This is a genomic window from Ruegeria sp. AB10 (assembly GCF_056542745.1).
In genome coordinates this window covers 584,465-601,524 of the sequence record NZ_JBQGAI010000001.1, presented here as the reverse complement: position 1 = coordinate 601,524, position 17,060 = coordinate 584,465, and the positions used below count along the sequence as shown (strand labels likewise).

Here is a 17,060-nt window from a genome sequence, read left to right as displayed (position 1 = left end):
GTCAGGCCACCCTTTGGCCGTCTTGGCCGAAGTACCGGCAATGTGCCGGGTTCATGTAAAAGCTGTGGTCCTCGCCCACCTGATAGGGATGCACACCTGCAGCCAGCGATACCCATGCGTCCTCGCCATGCTGGAAATGCGCGCTGGAATCCGAGCCCGACAGCTCGGTCACGATCACCCGCCCGGTCAGTTCTACGTCGGCATCCGTGGTGCGGAACGGCGTCACCCGATGGGGTCGCACGGCAACCATGTAATCTCCGTCGGCCATGTCGCTGACCGCCCAGCCGCCTCCGCCAGCAAGTTGCGCCTGAGCGCCAGAAACGGTGATGCGGGCGACGTTGATCGGCGGGTCCGAGAACACACGCGCTGCGGCGATGTTTTCCGGGTTGCGATAGATGTCGGCGGTAGGTCCGAACTGAGTGACACGGCCGTCTTCCATCAGCGCGGTGTAACCACCCAGCAGCAGGGCCTCTTCCGGTTCCGACGTGGCATAGACTACGACGGCGCCGCGGCCTGCGAACAGGTCCGGCAGCTGCTCACGCAGTTCCTCGCGCAGTTTGTAGTCGAGGTTCGCCAGCGGTTCGTCCAGAAACACCGCGCGGCTTTCCTTGGCAATCGCGCGGGCCAACGCGGTGCGTTGTTGTTGACCACCCGACAGCTCATGCGGGCGGCGGTGCAACATCGGGCGCAGTTGCAGAAGGTCAGCGGCCTCTTCGACGCGGCCTTCGATCTCGGATTGCGCCATGCCGGCAACGCGCAGCGGCGAGGCGATGTTGTCGAATACGGTCATATGTGGGTAGTTCACAAAGAACTGGTGTACCAGGCTGATCTGCCGCTTTTGCGTGTTCAGCCGGGTCACGTCCTGCCCATCCATCAGAACCTTGCCCGAGGCGATCGGGTCCAGCCCGGCCATCATCTTGATCAGAGAGGTCTTGCCCGATCCCGTCGCGCCCAGCAGCACATTGAAGTGGCCGGTCTGCAGCGTCAGGTTCGTGGGCTTGATATGGATGACATTGCCAACCCGTTTGGTGGCGTTTTGTAGTTCGATCATGTCCGTGGGTTCCGGTCCTTCAGTGCATCGCACTGGTCTTTTGGGGTGGGGATGCCGCAAACGGCACCCCCGGTTTTCACAGCGTTACTGAGACTGCCAGCGCTGAACCAGTTCGTCATAGTTGACGGTTTGGCCCTGCGGCTTTTCGTTCTCCAGCTTGGCCTTGGGCGAACCCGCTTTTTCCAGCCAGAAGGCAGGATCCTGCGGTTCGTTCAGACGCGGGCCACAGCCACCGTAGACACCGGCGCTTTCATCCGCGGCCTGCATACGGGCCATGGTGATGTCCATCTCTTCGGCCAGACGGTCCATCGCCTCTTGCGGGGTAAAGGCGCCCGAGTTCACGTCGCCGATCTGCTGCCACCAGATCTGGGCCAGCTTCGGATAATCCGGCACGTTGATGCCGGTCGGCGACCATGCCACACGGTCAGGCGAGCGGTAGAACTCGACCAGACCACCCAGCTTGGGTGCGCGTTCGGTGAACGACTCGTGGTTGACCGAGCTGTCGCGGATGAAGGTCAGACCCACGTGGGACTTCTTCACGTCGACAGTCTTGGAGGTCACGAACTGGGCATAGAGCCAGGCCGCCTGAGCACGATCCGCAGGGGTCGATTTCAAGAAGGTCCAGGAGCCCACGTCCTGATAACCGACTTTCTGACCTTCTTCCCAATAGGGGCCATGCGGGCTGGGCGCCATCCGCCACAGCGGCGTGCCTTCGTCATCCACGGTGTTGTTGCCTTCGGACTTCGGCTTGACCATGTCGGCGGTAAAGGCGGTGTACCAGAAGATCTGCTGGGCCACGTTGCCCTGGCTGAGCGCCGGCAGCGACTGGTAGAAGTCATAAGACGCCGCACCCGGAGGCGCATAGTTGCGCAGCCACTCATCCCATTTGCGGATCGCATAGACCGCAGCCGGGCCGTTTGCCGCACCACCGCGTGATACCGACGCACCAACAGGGTTACAGGTGCCCGCTTCCATGCGGATGCCCCATTCGTCGACCGGAACACCGTTCGGCTCACCCACGTCTCCTGCACCGGCCATCGACAGCCATGCGTCAGTCATACGCCAGCCAAGGTCGGGTGCGCGCTTGCCATAGTCCATGTGGCCATAGATCGCCACACCGTCAATTTCCTTCACGTCGTTGGTGAAGAATTCGGCGATGTCCTCATAGGCTGACCAGTTGACCGGAACCCCCAAGTCATAGCCGTATTTTTCTTTGAACGCGGCCTTGTTGGCTTCGTCATCGAACCAGTCCTTGCGGAACCAGTAGAGGTTCGCGAACTGCTGATCCGGCAGCTGGTACAGCTTGCCGTCCGGGCCGGTGGTGAACTGGATACCCATGAAGTCATCCAGATCCAGCGTCGGCGAGGTTGTCGCCGCCCAGTCACCCCCCATCATGTCGGTCAGCGGATAGGCCAGTTGCAGCCGCGAGTGCGTGCCGATCAGGTCGCTGTCATTGACATAGCCGTCATACAGGTTCCGGCCGGTCTGCAGCTGCGTCTGAACGGCCTGAACCACTTCGCCTTCGCCAAGAATCTGGTGGTTGACCTTGATGCCGGTGATTTCCTCGAACGCCTTGGTCAGAACCTCGGATTCGTACGAGTGGGTCGGGATGCCTTCGGACAGGACGTTGATTTCCATGCCAGCGTAAGGTTGTGCAGCTTCGATGAACCACTGCATTTCGGCCATCTGTTCGTCTTTCGACAGGGTCGATGGCTGGAATTCGTCGTCGATCCAGCGTTGTGCTGCGGCTTCGTCGGCCCAAGCGGACCCGTGCCCCGCAATGACGGCAGCCGCCGCCACTGCGGAAAGTAGATGTCTCCGCATCTGTCTCCTCCCAAAGATTATGGTTTCCGGTGCGAACCGGATGCCGGACAGCATCAGCGATTTCTTGCGTATGTGTCAAACTAAATTTTTAGTAATTGAGTTTCTGCAGGGGGCCGCGACGGCAATGTATCCTCGGTTGTCAATTTGTGAATTCGTTGTAAGCTGCACTCGCGATTACAAAAAATGCCGCTGATTGACGTGGCGCCGATTGGCGAAATTCACTTGGACGTATGAGGATAGGTAATGTCCCAGAGTCTGCTGAAATACACGCGTGTACTGGAAATTGTCGGGGATACGATCAAGGTCAGGGTGCCGTTGGACGGGTCTGCTGATGCAGCAGTTCGGTTCAATGACCTGGCGGTGATCGAGACGGTCGATGGGCATAAAACCCTGGCGCAGGCGATCTTCATCGACCACGACGTGGTGACCTTGCAGGTGTTTTCCGGCACCAAGGGAATCTCGACCGAAGCCACCGCAACCTTCCTTGGTCACCCGATGCAGACGCCTTATTCGTCCAACATTCTGGGCCGCGTTTTTGATGGGGCGGGGGTGGCGATTGATGGTGGGCCGGACCTGTCGGCCGAGCCTCGAATCGATATCGGCGGGCCGACCGTAAACCCTGCCGAACGCGCGGTGCCCAACAAGATGATCCGTACTGATGTGCCGATGATCGACGTGTTCAACACGCTGGTCGAAAGCCAGAAAATCCCGATCTTTTCGGTGTCGGGTGAGCCATTCAACGCCTTCCTCAGCCGAATCGGCATTCAGGCCGACGCCGACATCGTAGTGTTTGGCGGGCTGGGGCTGATCTTTGACGACTACCACACGTTCCGGACGTCTTTCGAGGATGCGGGCGTGTTCTCGCGCACGGTGATGTTCGTCAATCAGGCGATGGACCCCTTGGTCGAACGCCTGCTGGTGCCGGACATGGCGCTGGCCGTGGCCGAGAAATTCGCGGTGGAAGAGGGCAAGCGCGTGCTGGTCCTGATGACTGACATGACGGCCTTTGCAGACGCGATGAAAGAGGTGGGTATCAGCCAGGAACGGGTGCCCTCGCAGCGCGGCTATATGGGCGATCTCTATTCACAGCTGGCGCGTCGATACGAGAAAGCCTGTGATTACGCCAAGGGCGGATCGGTGACCGTTCTGACCGTGACGACGATGCCCGGCAATGACGTGACCCATCCGGTTCCAGACAACACGGGGTATATCACCGAAGGGCAGTTCTATTTGCACTCGGGCGTGATCGACCCATTCGGCAGCCTGTCGCGCCTCAAGCAGAACGTGATCGGCAAGACGACCCGCGAAGATCACGGGCAGATCATGAACACGATGATCCGGTTTTATTCCGAAAGCCGTGATGCTGCACAGAAACAGGCGATGGCGTTTGATTTGTCGGATTATGATCACCAGTTACTGAAATTCGGCGCGCTGTTCCGCAAGCGGTTCATGGACATCAACGTCTCGATCCCGCTGGAGGACGCGCTGGATCTGGGATGGAAAACGCTGGCGGAGTGCTTCCAGCCTGAACAACTGCTGATGAAGCAAGCTCTGGTCGACAAGTATTTCCCGAAGGATGCAAATGGCGCGGTTGCAGCTGAATAAATCGTCGCTGGCCCGCCAGCAGACTCAGCTGAAAAGCTATGAGCGGTTCCTGCCGTCGCTGGACCTGAAGCGCCAGCAGTTGATGGCGGAACGTGCCAAAGCGCGCGAGGATGTGCGGCGGCTTGAGGAAGAGGTGAAGGAACTGGCCCAGCAGGTCGGGGCCAAGCTGCCGATGCTGGCGCAGCAGGGTGTCGATCTGGACGGGTTGGTCGAGTTGAGGGACTACAAGGTCAAAGAGGTCAACGTCGTGGGTGTGAAAATGCCCGCGCTCGACCGGATCGAGGTTGCTGTCCGGCCCTATTCACTGCTGGCCAAACCGCATTGGGTCGATGCCGCGGCGCAGTTGTTGCATGATATGATCGAGGCTCGGCTGCGGGTCAAAGTGGCAGAGGAGCGGGTGAAGATTTTCGACAAGGCCGTCGCCACGATCACCCAGCGCGTCAACCTGTTCGAAAAGGTTCTGATCCCGCGCGCCAAGGCCAATATCAAGAAAATCCGCATTTATCTGAGCGATGAGCAAATGCAGGCCGTTGTGCGCTCGAAAATATCCAAGCGCAAACACGCACAGGAGGCCGCGTCATGAGTGTTGCGCGTCTCAAGAAACTGTCGCTAGTCGGGCGTGCGGGGCAGAAGACCGAGACGCTGGAGGCGTTGCAGGAGCTGGGATGTATGCACGTGCTGCCGCTGGCACCACCGCCGGCCGAGCCCGAAAAGATCAGCGAACGTGGTGCAAGAGACGCCTATAAGGCATTGCGGTTCCTGACAGATGTGCCCGAACCACGCCGCCAGATACAGCGTGACCCGGATTTTGACATGGACCAGTTCGTCAAGGACGTTCTGGACCTGATGCAGCGCACGCGGGATATGACTGACCGGCGGGATTTTCTGGCCCATCGGATCGTTCAGGTGCGGCCGTGGGGGGATCTGGATTTCCCGCCCGATGACGTGTTGGCGGGCAATCGGCTGTGGTTCTACCAGTTGCCGGTAAAGCACCGCGATGCGCTGTCGGACCTGACGCTGCCTTGGGCCATTCTGGAGCAGAACCACCGGTTCATCTACGCCGTCCTGATTGCTCCGGAAGAACCCGTTGACGACATCCTGCCGGTTGCGCGCACTCACACGGGCTCACTGCCCATTCATGAGTTGGAGGCGCAACTGGAAGAAGCCGAGATCGCCATCGAAGCGCTTGAGGCTGAACGTGTTGCTCAGACCCGGTATCTGGCGCTGATGCGGCGCAACCTTTCGGTGGCCGAAAGCGCGGCAGAGCTGGCACATGCGACCCAGAAGGTCCGCGACGAAGAGGCGATGTTCGCCCTGCAAGGCTGGGTGCCCGAGGACCGCATTGAGGCTGTGCTTGAGATGGCGCAGGCCAAGGATGCCGCCGTTCTGATCGAAAATCCCGGTCCGGATGACACGCCGCCCACATTGTTGGAGCAACCGGAAAAGCGCAGTGCTGCCGCGGACTTGGCGCTGTTTTATCAAGTGCCCGGCTACAAGGATTGGGACCCAAGCATCATCGTCGCCGCGTCGTTTGCGTTTTTCTTCGCGATGATCGTGGCCGACGCGGGCTATGGGGCTGTCATACTGCTGGGCCTGCTGCTGTTCTGGAAGCGGATGGGCAGAACGGTCGGGCAAAGATCGTGGCGGCTGTATGGTCTGATCATCGCGGGCGCGACGATCATCTACGGCATTCTGGTCGGCAGCTATTTTGGAGTGTCGCCACCCGATGGCTCGATCTGGGCCAGGCTAAAGCTGCTGGATATGAACAATTTCGGGGCCATGATGATGGTGTCGATTGTCGTCGGCGTTCTGCATCTGGTGCTGGCCAACGCGCTGGCCGCGCGGGCGGCGTGGGGGCAAAGGAAAGCCATCGCTAATCTGGGCTGGATCGCGGCGCTGGTTGGTGGGTTTGTCCTGTGGCTCAGCTATATGAAGGGGGATTCCCCGACACCGGGGGCGGTAATTCTGATTGTGGGCGCGGTGGCGATCCTGCTTTTCTCCAGCGAGCGGGTGATCAAGAAGCCCACCGACTGGATTTGGCGCTTGATCGACGGGGTTCAGGGCCTCGCCGGGGCTATGGGCGCATTCGGAGACGTGCTGAGTTACATGCGCCTGTTCGCGCTGGGTCTGGCCTCGGCCTCACTTGCGATCACCTTCAACGATCTGGCCATGTCGGTGATCCACACACTGAAAGGGCCGGGCATTCTGCTTGGTTTGTTGATCCTGATCATCGGCCACATCCTGAACTTCGCCCTCGCATTGATGAGCGGCGTCGTCCACGGATTGCGTCTCAATTACATCGAATTCTTTAAATGGGGTCTGCCGGACGAAGGCATCGTCTTTCGCCCGTTCGCCCGCAAGGAGGTTCAGGAATGAATGAGCTTGTTCTGACATTGGGTTGGCTGGGGATTTACGCGCCCATGGCGCTGGGCGCGGCCGCGAGCGCCATCGGCTGCTCGATTGCGGGGATGGCCAGTATCGGCGCCATGACCGAAACCGAGGGCGGCTATGGTCGGTTCGTCGGTGTTTCCGCCTTTCCCTCGACCATGGTGATCTACGGCATCGTCATCATGTTCACGCTGAACCGCGACGTGACGCCGGACAACGCGGGCGGGCTCTTCGGGATCGGTATCCTGTCGGGCATCGCGCTGATGTATTGCGGCATCTGGCAGGGCCGGGCCTGTGCGGCAGCGATCAACGCGACCAAGGAGAAGCCTGAAATCTTCGGTCTGTCGCTGGCACCCGCCGCGATCATCGAAGGCTTTGGCGTGTTTGCCTTTGTCTTCGCTCTGGTCATCAGTGCGGGGATCAGCTGATGGCACAGGATGGCATGATTTCGCATGGTGTTGACGCGCTGATCGACAAGCTGCGCAACGATGGGGTGGCCGTCGGTCAGGCCGATGCGGAAAAGCTGCGCGCCGAGGCCAAGGCAGAGGCCACCAAAATTCTGGCCGACGCCAAGCGCGAGGCGGATGAGTATCAGAAAAAGGCCCGCAGCGACTCCGACAGCTATCGCGCGGCGGGTGAAGAGGCGCTGAACACCGCCATGCGCGATGCGGTTCTGACCATGAAGGCCGGTCTGACGGATCGGTTTCGTCAGGATGTAGAACGGCTGGTGACCAAGGACATGGCGGACCCGAACCTGCTGAAACAGATGATCCTTGAGGTGGTCGGCCGTGCCGCCGCCGAGGCAAATCTGGACGGTTCCGTGCAGGTCATCCTGCCCGCCAAGGTCGCCACGCAGGAAGAGATCAAGCAGAACGCTGATGACATACAGTCCGGCAAGCTGACGAAATACGTTCTGGGCCTGACCGCCGATATGCTGCGCGAACAGGTTGAACTGCACGCGGCAGACGATGCGCAAGATGGCATCCGCGTCCGGGCCGAGGATCAGGGCGTGATGCTGGACCTGACCGACAAGGCCGTCGCCTCGCTGTTGATGGAGCATCTGCAGCCTCGTTTCCGCGCGGTGCTGGAAGGGGTGATCCGGTAACATGTCGGACCCCGACGCCTATATCGCGCTGATCAGCAGCCTGCCGGGCTCGGAGCGGTTGTTTGTTGCCAAGCAGCCACCGCTGTCGCGGTTGCGTCTGAATCGCAGGTTGACCGCGCTGACATCTGAAGATGCGCGTGTTTTGAAGGTGTTGGAGCACGCTTTGAACTGGAGCGATTATGACATGGACGTTACGGACGCTCAGGCCATTGAACGGTGCAAAGAGGCATTGGGCGACATTCCGCAGCCTACCTTGCGAAAGGTATTTGCGGAACGGCTGGACCTTCGCACGGCTGTCGCTGCGCTGCGTCTGCGCCAGCAAGGGGGTAGCCCGCCCACGGCTACCTTTGGAATGGGGCGATGGAGCCGCCACATCCCCGCCAACTGGAGCGACCCGATCTTCAAGCTGGACGGGCCGATGCCCTGGATCAAAGAGGCCAAACAGTTGCTGGATGCGGAAGATCCGCTGGGGCTGGAGCGTTTGCTCTTGTCGGTCAGCCATACGCAGCTGAAAAAGCACGCCGCCCGCCACCTGTTCGATTTCGAAGCCGTGGCGATTTACGTGCTGATCTGGAACATTTTCGATCGCTGGGCGCAAAGCAATGCGCAGGACGCGGCCACGCGATTTGAACATCTGGCACAACAGGCGATGGCCGGTGTTGCCGGGATAGACTTTGATGGAGCAAGCGCATGACAGCCCCAACCCCCACCACGCAGACCGCCACCGCCAGCGTCGTCTCGGTGCAGGAGGGGCTGGTGCAGATTCAGGCCAATCACGATGCTTCGGGGCGGCCTGGGCAGTTGGTCAAGAACGAGGTTGTGTTTATCCTTCCGACACGTCCCGGTCCTGGTGGCCGTCAGGAGCGTTTGAAGGCCGAAGTGCTGCGGGTACGCGGCGACATCGCCGACGTGCAAGTATACGAAAGTACCGACGGTGTGGCTGTGGGCGACCCGGTCGAACAATCGGGGCAGTTGCTGTCGGTTGAGCTGGCACCGGGTTTGCTGGGGCAGGTGTTCGACGGTCTGCAATCGCCGCTGCCCAAGGTGGCAGCCGAATTCGGTACCTTTCTGCCGCGGGGGGCGGACGTGGCCCCGCTGGACACGCAGGCCAAATGGTCGTTCACGCCTTCGGTCAAGGTCGGCGATACGGTCACGGCGGGCGACAGTATCGGAACCGTGCCCGAGGGTCATTTCAACCATAAAATCATGCTGCCGTTTAACTGGGTGGGCGATTACAAGGTGGTTTGGGTGCAAAAGGGCGCCGCCACGATCCACGATATCGTGGCGCGGCTTGAGGATGAGCAGGGCGGCGAACACACACTGACCCTCTCACAGAAATGGCCGGTGCGGCGTCCGCTGCCGGAAAGCATCCTGAAACGCGCGTTGTCCGAGCGACTCTATCCGACTGAACCGGTTCTCACCTCTCAGCGCCTGATCGACACGTTCTTTCCGATCGCACGCGGGGGGACGGCCTGTATTCCGGGGCCGTTCGGGGCGGGTAAGACAGTGTTGCAAAACCTGATCGCGCGGAACGCCAAGGTGGATATCGTGATCGTCGTGGCCTGCGGTGAACGCGCGGGTGAGGTGGTCGAGACGATTCACGAATTCCCCAAAATGACCGACCCGACCACCGGCGGCAGCCTGATGGACCGGACCATCATCATCTGTAACACGTCCTCGATGCCGGTTGCCGCGCGCGAGGCGTCGATCTTCACCGGTATCACGCTGGGTGAGTATTACCGCCAGATGGGCTATGATGTTCTGTTGATCGCCGACAGCACCAGCCGCTGGGCGCAGGCGATGCGTGAAACCTCTGGCAAACTTGAGGAAATCCCCGGTGAGGAAGGTTTTCCCGCCTATCTGGAAAGCTCGATCAAGGGCCTGTACGAGCGCGCCGGTGCGATGAAAACCAACGATGGCGATCTGGGCAGCCTGACCCTGATCGGCACGGTCTCGCCTGCGGGTGGTAACTTTGATGAGCCGGTCACGCAGTCGACGCTGTCCACGGTGAAATGCTTCCTCGGTCTGTCTTCGGAACGTGCCTACAAACGGTTCTATCCTGCGGTCGATCCGATGCTCAGCTGGTCGCGCTACACCGATCAGCTTTCGGACTGGTACGACAAAAACGCCGAACCCGGCTGGACCGGCAAGGTGCGCGATCTGCTGGATTTGATCGAAAAAGGTGAGCAGGTTGATCAGATGATGCAGGTGACCGGTGAAGAGGGTGTCACCATCGAAGATTTTGTCACTCAGCAAAAGGCGCTGTTCGTGGACATGGTCTATCTGCAGCAGGACGCCTTCGACAAGGTCGATGCCACGGTTCCGCTAGAGCGTCAGAAGATGACCTTCAAGCTGGTCTATGACGTGACCCAATCGACGGCATCATTCGCGGACAAGGCAGAGGTGCGGCAGGTGTTCACACAGCTGACCGGTCTGATGAAGAACTTCCACTATGCAGCGGAAAACACGCCGGAATTCAAATCGACTTGGGGGCAGATCACGAATCTGTGCCGCGACAAGTTCGGGGTGTAAGCAGAAATGGCAGCCCGTAGGGGAATCGAACCCCTCTTTCCAGGTTGAAAACCTGGCGTCCTAACCGATAGACGAACGGGCCATTTGGTCCAAACAAGCACAAGTGGCAGCCCGTAGGGGAATCGAACCCCTCTTTCCAGGTTGAAAACCTGGCGTCCTAACCGATAGACGAACGGGCCACGCTGGCTTGTGGAGGGCCTTTTACGGTTTACCTTGCACCCCCGCAAGCCGAAAAACGCAAGCGTGGGAAAGTTTTTTCACGGGCCTGAAATCGGGTTCAATTTGCTTGCGCCGCATCCTCGAGCCTGAGCTGCACGCTCTGCCGTCCGCCCCATGTGTTCACCTCAAGCCGCCCGGCGAAATGGAACCGTGCGCCGCCGTGGTTGGACAGCTTTTCACCCATCGGCCCGTCAAACGCCCCAAAGGCGATGGCGTCCAGACCGCCGCCAACACCGTCGGCCAGAGACAGTTTCAGATGAGACTCGCCAACACGTTTGGCAAAGCGCACTTGCAGGTCGGGCAAGGCGTAGCGCGGGGCAGGGGCGCTGGCCCCGAACGGACCCGCCTTTTCGATCTGTTCGATCAGATCAATCGTGGCCGCGCCCGGCATCAAGGCGCCGTCCAGTTTCAGGTCGGCTGGTCCGCCTTCGCCTGCGCCTTGTTTGGCCAGCAACTCGGACAACCGCTCCATTGCCGGTTCCAACTGATCCCGCATCACTGTCAGACCCGCCGCCATCTTGTGGCCTCCGCCTTTGACCAGTAGCCCCTCGGACGCCAGCCGCTGGATTGACGCTCCGAGATCAACGCCGGAGATCGATCGGCCCGAGCCTTTGCCCTCATCCCCGTCAAAGCCAATGACAATCGCTGGACGGTTCGCGCTTTCCTTCAACCGCGATGCGACGATGCCCACAACGCCCGGATGCCAGCCTTCGCCCGCAGCCCAAACCAGGGGCGCGTCCAGCCCACGTTCCTCGGCCTGTTCCAAGGCAGCCGCACGTACTGCGTTTTCGATGTCGCGGCGCTCGGTGTTCAGTTCATCCAGCCGCTGCGACAGGGCCTCGGCCTCGGTCATCGACTCTGTGCTGAGCAGCCGCGCGCCCAGATCGGCCTGACCAATTCGTCCACCTGCATTCACGCGTGGGCCAAGCAGAAAACCCAGATGGTAACTGTTGGGGGCGGAGTCCATGCGTGCCACATCCGACAACGCCACCAAGCCCGGTCGTTGCCGTTGCGCCATGACCTTCAACCCCTGACGCACCAGCGCCCGGTTCGCGCCGATCAGTGGGGCGACGTCGGCAACCGTCGCCAGCGCCACAAGGTCCAGCAGGCCGATAAGGTCCGGACCCTTCACACCTGCCTCGCGCAGTTGTCGCCCGGCCTCAACCAGCATCAGAAACACAACGCCGGCCGCACAAAGATACCCCAGATCGCCGCTTTCGTCCTGCCGGTTCGGGTTCACCACGGCCACGCAACCGGGCAGGGTTTCGCCGCCCAGATGGTGGTCCAACACGATCACATCCGCACCCTTGGCGGCCGCGATCGGTTCGTGGCTGAGCGTCCCGCAATCGACGCAGATGATCAGGTCATGGTTGGCCGCCAATTCCTGCATGGCCGGGACATTGGGGCCATAACCTTCATCAATCCGGTCGGGCACATAAAGCGTTGCCTGCAGGCCCATCTGACGCAGCCAGACCAGCAACAAGGCGGCAGAGCTGCCTCCGTCGACGTCATAATCCGCAAAGACTGCGATCCGTTGCTTGTTCCGAACTGCTGCCAGAAACCGCGTTGCGGCGGTTTCCATGTCTTTCATCGACCGCGGGTCGGGCAGCAGCTCTTTCAACTTGGGCTCAAGAAACCCGTCGGCTTCCATCGCGGGAACGCCGCGCCGTGCCAGAACCTGACATACGGCACGAGGCAGACCGGCCTGCTGCACCAGCATCTCGGTGGCCCGTTCGGTCTCGGCTGAAGGGCCAACCCAACGCCGTCCGTTCAGGGACTGCTCAACCCCCAGAAAACTCAAATCCCTGCCTCCATAGGTCAAGGCCGGACACCAACTGGGCCCGGCCTCTTCATCTTTTTACAAATACTCTCGCCGAAGGCGGCGACGCAAGCGGTTAGGCGTTGTCGTGCGACCACATCGGCGTGCGGTAGGTCATGCGACGCACCGACCCGGTTTTCGAGCGCATCAGCAGAGTGGTGGTTTCCACCCAACCGGGCTCGCGCTTGATACGCGGCAGCAGCGAGCCACCGGTCACGCCGGTTGCGGCAAAGATCACGTCCGCGGTGACCATCTCGTCGCGTGCATAGACGCGGTCCAGATCGGTGATGCCAGCTTTGGCGGCGCGGCCACGTTCGTCATCGTTGCGGAACAGCAGGCGGCCAAAGATCTGACCACCCATGCATTTCAGCGCAGCCGCAGCCAGAACGCCCTCGGGCGCGCCACCCTGGCCCATATACATGTCGATGCCGGTCTCTTCGCTTTCGGCGCAGTGCATGACGCCAGCCACGTCACCATCGGTGATCAGACGGATCGAGGCACCGGTTTCGCGCACCTCGGCAATCATCGCCTCATGACGTGGGCGTTCCAGAATGCAAACGGTGATGTCGGCAGGTTCACAGCCCTTGGCTTTGGCCAGCGCTTCGACACGCTCACGGGGGCTCATGTCCAGATTGACGACACCTTCAGGAAAGCCCGGACCAACGGCCAGCTTGTCCATGTAGACGTCCGGCGCGTGCAGCATCGAGCCGCGCGGGCCCATGGCAATCACGGTCAGCGCGTTGGGCATGTCCTTGGCGGTCAGCGTGGTTCCTTCCAGCGGGTCCAGCGCGATGTCCACGCCGGGGCCTTCCCCGGTGCCGACCTCTTCGCCGATATACAGCATCGGCGCTTCGTCGCGCTCACCTTCACCGATGACGACGACGCCCGCGATATCCAGCAGGTTCAGCTGTTCGCGCATCGCGTTCACGGCGGCCTGATCGGCGGCTTTTTCGTCACCGCGACCGACCAGAGAGGCCGACGCCAGTGCAGCCTGTTCTGCCACCCGCGCAAGGCCCAGAGACAGCAGTCGGTCGTTGAAATCTACTTTGGCAGCACTCATGTTCGGTATCCTCAGGTCAGTAAAGGCGTTTTGTTCGGGATAGCCTGCGTTTCATGCAGGCCGCAAGGGTCAAACCTCTTCAATCCGCAATGCAACGGGTTCTCCGGCCACCACGTCGGTCTCGCGCAGCCCTTCCAGGGCCACGTCCAGCGTGGCGCGCGTGGTCTTGTGGGTCACGATCAGAACTGGCGCGGTGCTTTCGGAATGGCCGTATTGGCGCATCCGGTCGATCGAAACGCCCGCATCGCCCAGAATGGCCGCCACCTTGGCCAGCGCACCGGGTTTGTCGAACAGCGCAAGGCGCAGATAGTAGGGGGCGGGCAGGCCGGTCACGGCAGGTTGCGCGTCTTGCAGCGAGGTCGCGGGGCGGCCAAAGGTCGGGATTTGCAGTCCGCGCGCCAGATCGCAGACATCGCCCATCACGGCGCTGGCCGTGGGGCCTTCGCCCGCACCGGGGCCGCGCAGAACAACCTGCTCGACCGCGTCACCTTCGATCACCACCATGTTGGTTCCGCCTTCCAGTTGCCCAAGGGGCGAACTGCTGGGCACCAGACACGGCTGCATCCGCTGTTCCAGACCACGGGCCGAGCGTTGCGCAACACCCAGCAGTTTGATGCGATAGCCCATGTCGTCGGCCTGATGGATGTCATCCAGGCTGATCTGCTGAATGCCTTCGATCTGGATGCCGTCAAAATTCGGCTTGGTCCCGAACGCGATCGAGGACAGCAGCGCCAGTTTGTGTGCAGCATCAATGCCGCCGACGTCGAGGTTCGGGTCAGCCTCCAGATATCCAAGTTGCGCGCATTCCTCGAACAGGGCGTTATAGCCCAGTTCCTGCGATTGCATCCGGGTCAGGATGTAATTGCAGGTGCCGTTCATTACGCCCATGACGCGGGTGATCTCGTTTCCGGCCAGCCCTTCGGTCAGAGATTTGATGACCGGGATACCGCCTGCCACAGCAGCCTCGAACCGGATCACGCGGCCTGCGGCCTCGGCCTTTTCGGCGAGGTCCTGGCCGTGGATCGCCAGCAACGCCTTGTTCGCGGTGACAACGTCTTTTCCGGTGGCCAGTGCTGCCTCGACTGAGGCTTTGGCGGGGCCGTTCTCGCCGCCGATCAACTCGACAAACACGTCGATATCATCACGTTTTGCCAGTGCCACCGGATCGGTTTCCCAGGCATAGTCGGAAAGGTTCACACCGCGGTCTTTGCTGGCATCGCGCGCCGACACGGCGACGATTTCCACAGACCGCCCCGTACGCGCCTGCAACAGGTCTGCATGGCGGCGGACGATCTTCACGACACCCACGCCAACCGTTCCCAAGCCCGCAATTCCAAGCCGCAGCGCCTGTGTCATCCCGTGGGTTCCTTTCCGCTCGAAAACTTCATCGTATCGGGCCTGCCGCCCGTTCAGCGCTGCCTTAGCGGGTTCGGCGCTAGGGTGCAATGCGTCGCGGCCCGGGGCGGGCCCTGAATCGCCGGAGGTCAGTTGATTTCCGCAGCCTGAAGGTCTTGTGCCTTTTTCTCCAGGGCTTCACGCCGGGCAACAAGATCCTCTTCGACCTCGGCGGCCTCGTTCACCGGGTCAACTGGCGGGCCGAGGTTTTCCTGAATGGGGATAAGCGTAGGATAGCGGGCCGATCTGACGTCGGGCTGCTCACGCCCCTCCAGTTCCGGAAAATCGGCGCATCCGGCACAGGCGAGCAGCAGGATCAGCAAAGGCAGGGGCTTCATTCAGAACCCTTTCAAGATCGATTGCAAACGTGATGCACCTTTTACGGCGTTGGTTCAAGCGGGGTTCTATCTGAACAAACGTTCAGATACGCTGCGGGAATGGCACGTACGCAAGGTTCACATTCCGATATCACCGGCCCACGTATCCGAAAGGCAGCGCTGGGGCTGTTTGCCCGTCACGGCTATGCCGCCGTCTCAATGCGTCAGATCGCGGGTGAGGTCGGTGTGCAGGCGGGGGCGTTGTATAACTACACACCCGACAAGCAGAGCCTGCTGTTCCGTTTGATGCACGAACACATGCAGGACTTGCTGGCAGCCTATGACGCGTTGGATCAGCCGGGCAATGCGTCCGAGGCTTTGCGGCAGTTTGTCGGGTTCCACATCCGCTTTCACCTTCAGCGCCCGGATGAGGTGTTCATCGCCTATATGGAACTGCGCAACCTGACGCCCGAGAATTTTACAGAGATCGAAGCGCTGCGCCGCCGCTATGAAGACGCGCTTGAGGCGATCCTGCGCGCGGGGCAGGCGGCCGGGGTGTTTGATATCGCCGACACCAAGATCGCGACATTGGCGGTGATCGCGATGCTGAACGGTGTGATGACGTGGTATCGCGTCGGCGGACGTCTGTCGCTGGATGAGGTCGAACAAGTCTATTGGGACATGGTCCGCCGGTCGGTTTCGGCCTGATTGGCTTAATGCGCAGGGCGAATGAAGGTGCCGTTGCGCAGCTCTCGAAAGGCTTGCTCAAGCTCGGTTCGCGTATTCATAACGATGGGCCCATGCCAGGCGACCGGCTCGTCAATCGGCGCGCCTGAGATCAGCAGGAACCGCACACCTTCCGGCCCGGCCTGAACCGTGATTTCATCCCCGGTGCCAAACCGGACCAGCGTCCGGTCGCCGGACATGTCGCGGATATTGACCTCTTGCCCGGCGACTTCCTTTTCCAGCAGGATGCCAGAGGGTTGCGAGGCATCGGCAAAGGCAGCCTGACCTTCGAATACATAGGCAAAGGCGCGGCGGTACGTGTCGATTTTAATGGTCTTTTGGACCCCCGCCGGGACATAGACGTCCAGATATTGCGGATCGGCGGCGATCCCGTCCACCGGACCGGTCTTGCCCCAGAACTGACCTACGATCACGCGCACGGTGGTGCCGTCGTCATCGGTGATCTCCGGGATGTCCTTGCTCTGGACGTCTTGATAGCGCGGCGCGGTCATCTTTTGCGCTTGGGGCAGGTTGCCCCACAGCTGAAAGCCATGCATCTGGCCTGACGGGTTTCCGGTTGGCATTTCCTGATGCAGAATTCCGGACCCTGCGGTCATCCACTGAACGTCTCCGGCGCCAAGCGTGCCGGTGTTGCCCAGCGAATCTGAGTGTTCGACCGATCCGGCCAGCACATAGGTGATCGTCTCGATCCCGCGATGAGGGTGCCACGGAAACCCGGCCTGATAGTCCTGGGGACGCTCGTTCCGGAAGTCATCGAACAGCAGAAACGGGTCAAGCTCGGACGGGTCCTGGAACCCGAACGCGCGGTGTAACTTTACGCCAGCGCCCTCGATTGCTGAGATGGCTTTCCGGGTTTCCAGAACGGGTCGTAGGGACATAGTGGCCTCCTGAAGCTCTGGTCACCATGTATTTTCGGCCACGACAGCGTCAATCGTCAGAAAAGAACGGGAAATGTGCAAAAATCAGCAGTAGCCGCCCCCCTGTTTTTCCCCGCCAAA

15 protein-coding genes and 2 tRNA genes are annotated in these 17,060 nt (G+C 60.8%); 8 read left to right on the top strand and 9 right to left on the bottom strand.

What is annotated here, in order from left to right; all coding sequences use genetic code 11:
- Position 1: 1 nt before the first annotated feature.
- Positions 2–1,051 (bottom strand): ABC transporter ATP-binding protein, encoded by a 1,050-nt coding sequence (locus ACR0NT_RS03005; protein ID WP_170441541.1) that lies wholly within the window; start codon positions 1,049–1,051, stop codon positions 2–4.
- Between the two features lie 84 nt (positions 1,052–1,135).
- Positions 1,136–2,875, bottom strand: coding sequence for an ABC transporter substrate-binding protein (locus ACR0NT_RS03000; protein WP_170441544.1), 1,740 nt, complete (start codon positions 2,873–2,875; stop codon positions 1,136–1,138).
- Positions 2,876–3,118: 243 nt separating this feature from the next.
- Between ACR0NT_RS03000 and ACR0NT_RS02995 the strand changes: the two genes are divergently transcribed.
- Genes ACR0NT_RS02995 through ACR0NT_RS02965 form a run of 7 tightly spaced genes read left to right on the top strand, consistent with a single transcriptional unit; the run spans position 3,119 to position 10,505 of the window.
- Positions 3,119–4,480 (top strand): V-type ATP synthase subunit B, encoded by a 1,362-nt coding sequence (locus ACR0NT_RS02995; protein ID WP_170670895.1) that lies wholly within the window; start codon positions 3,119–3,121, stop codon positions 4,478–4,480.
- A complete protein-coding gene (locus ACR0NT_RS02990) occupies positions 4,458–5,063 on the top strand; it encodes a V-type ATP synthase subunit D (RefSeq protein ID WP_170670897.1) in 606 nt (201 codons plus the stop codon). The genes ACR0NT_RS02995 and ACR0NT_RS02990 overlap by 23 nt, the downstream gene beginning before the upstream one ends.
- Positions 5,060–6,856 carry a V-type ATP synthase subunit I domain-containing protein gene (locus ACR0NT_RS02985; RefSeq protein ID WP_170670899.1) on the top strand — a complete coding sequence of 599 codons (1,797 nt, stop codon included), beginning with the start codon at positions 5,060–5,062 and terminating at the stop codon, positions 6,854–6,856. Before ACR0NT_RS02990 ends, ACR0NT_RS02985 begins: the two co-directional genes overlap by 4 nt.
- Positions 6,853–7,296 carry an ATP synthase subunit C gene (locus ACR0NT_RS02980; protein WP_170441555.1) on the top strand — a complete coding sequence of 148 codons (444 nt, stop codon included), beginning with the start codon at positions 6,853–6,855 and terminating at the stop codon, positions 7,294–7,296. The genes ACR0NT_RS02985 and ACR0NT_RS02980 overlap by 4 nt, the downstream gene beginning before the upstream one ends.
- A complete protein-coding gene (locus ACR0NT_RS02975) occupies positions 7,296–7,973 on the top strand; it encodes a hypothetical protein (protein WP_170441558.1) in 678 nt (225 codons plus the stop codon). Before ACR0NT_RS02980 ends, ACR0NT_RS02975 begins: the two co-directional genes overlap by 1 nt.
- 1 nt (position 7,974) lies before the next feature.
- Positions 7,975–8,667 carry a hypothetical protein gene (locus ACR0NT_RS02970; protein ID WP_170441561.1) on the top strand — a complete coding sequence of 231 codons (693 nt, stop codon included), beginning with the start codon at positions 7,975–7,977 and terminating at the stop codon, positions 8,665–8,667.
- Positions 8,664–10,505 (top strand): V-type ATP synthase subunit A, encoded by a 1,842-nt coding sequence (locus tag ACR0NT_RS02965; RefSeq protein WP_170670901.1) that lies wholly within the window; start codon positions 8,664–8,666, stop codon positions 10,503–10,505. The genes ACR0NT_RS02970 and ACR0NT_RS02965 overlap by 4 nt, the downstream gene beginning before the upstream one ends.
- Before the next feature lie 7 nt (positions 10,506–10,512).
- Here the strand turns inward: ACR0NT_RS02965 and ACR0NT_RS02960 are convergent.
- From ACR0NT_RS02960 to ACR0NT_RS02935, 6 genes are all read right to left on the bottom strand, one after another.
- Positions 10,513–10,587 (bottom strand) — tRNA-Glu (locus ACR0NT_RS02960).
- A 22-nt stretch (positions 10,588–10,609) separates the two neighbouring features.
- Positions 10,610–10,684: transfer RNA gene (locus ACR0NT_RS02955), tRNA-Glu, on the bottom strand.
- Between the two features lie 98 nt (positions 10,685–10,782).
- On the bottom strand, positions 10,783–12,525 hold the full coding sequence (gene recJ, locus ACR0NT_RS02950) for a single-stranded-DNA-specific exonuclease RecJ (RefSeq protein ID WP_170670903.1): 1,743 nt from the start codon (positions 12,523–12,525) through the stop codon (positions 10,783–10,785).
- Between the two features lie 94 nt (positions 12,526–12,619).
- Positions 12,620–13,603 (bottom strand): class II fructose-bisphosphatase, encoded by a 984-nt coding sequence (gene glpX / locus ACR0NT_RS02945; RefSeq protein ID WP_170441569.1) that lies wholly within the window; start codon positions 13,601–13,603, stop codon positions 12,620–12,622.
- Positions 13,604–13,672: 69 nt separating this feature from the next.
- Positions 13,673–14,959, bottom strand: a complete 1,287-nt coding sequence (locus ACR0NT_RS02940) for a homoserine dehydrogenase (protein WP_170441572.1) — start codon at positions 14,957–14,959, stop codon at positions 13,673–13,675.
- Between the two features lie 128 nt (positions 14,960–15,087).
- The gene (locus tag ACR0NT_RS02935) at positions 15,088–15,336 is read right to left on the bottom strand and encodes a hypothetical protein (protein WP_170441576.1); all 249 of its coding nucleotides are present in this window, start codon (positions 15,334–15,336) and stop codon (positions 15,088–15,090) included.
- Positions 15,337–15,435: 99 nt separating this feature from the next.
- Here ACR0NT_RS02935 and ACR0NT_RS02930 point away from each other — a divergent pair, with 99 nt between their 5' ends.
- Entirely contained in the window at positions 15,436–16,023 is a 588-nt protein-coding gene (locus tag ACR0NT_RS02930) for a TetR/AcrR family transcriptional regulator (protein ID WP_170670905.1), read from the top strand.
- A gap of 5 nt (positions 16,024–16,028) precedes the next feature.
- Here the strand turns inward: ACR0NT_RS02930 and ACR0NT_RS02925 are convergent, their stop codons facing one another.
- Positions 16,029–16,940 (bottom strand): pirin family protein, encoded by a 912-nt coding sequence (locus tag ACR0NT_RS02925; RefSeq protein WP_170670907.1) that lies wholly within the window; start codon positions 16,938–16,940, stop codon positions 16,029–16,031.
- Positions 16,941–17,060: the final 120 nt, after the last annotated feature.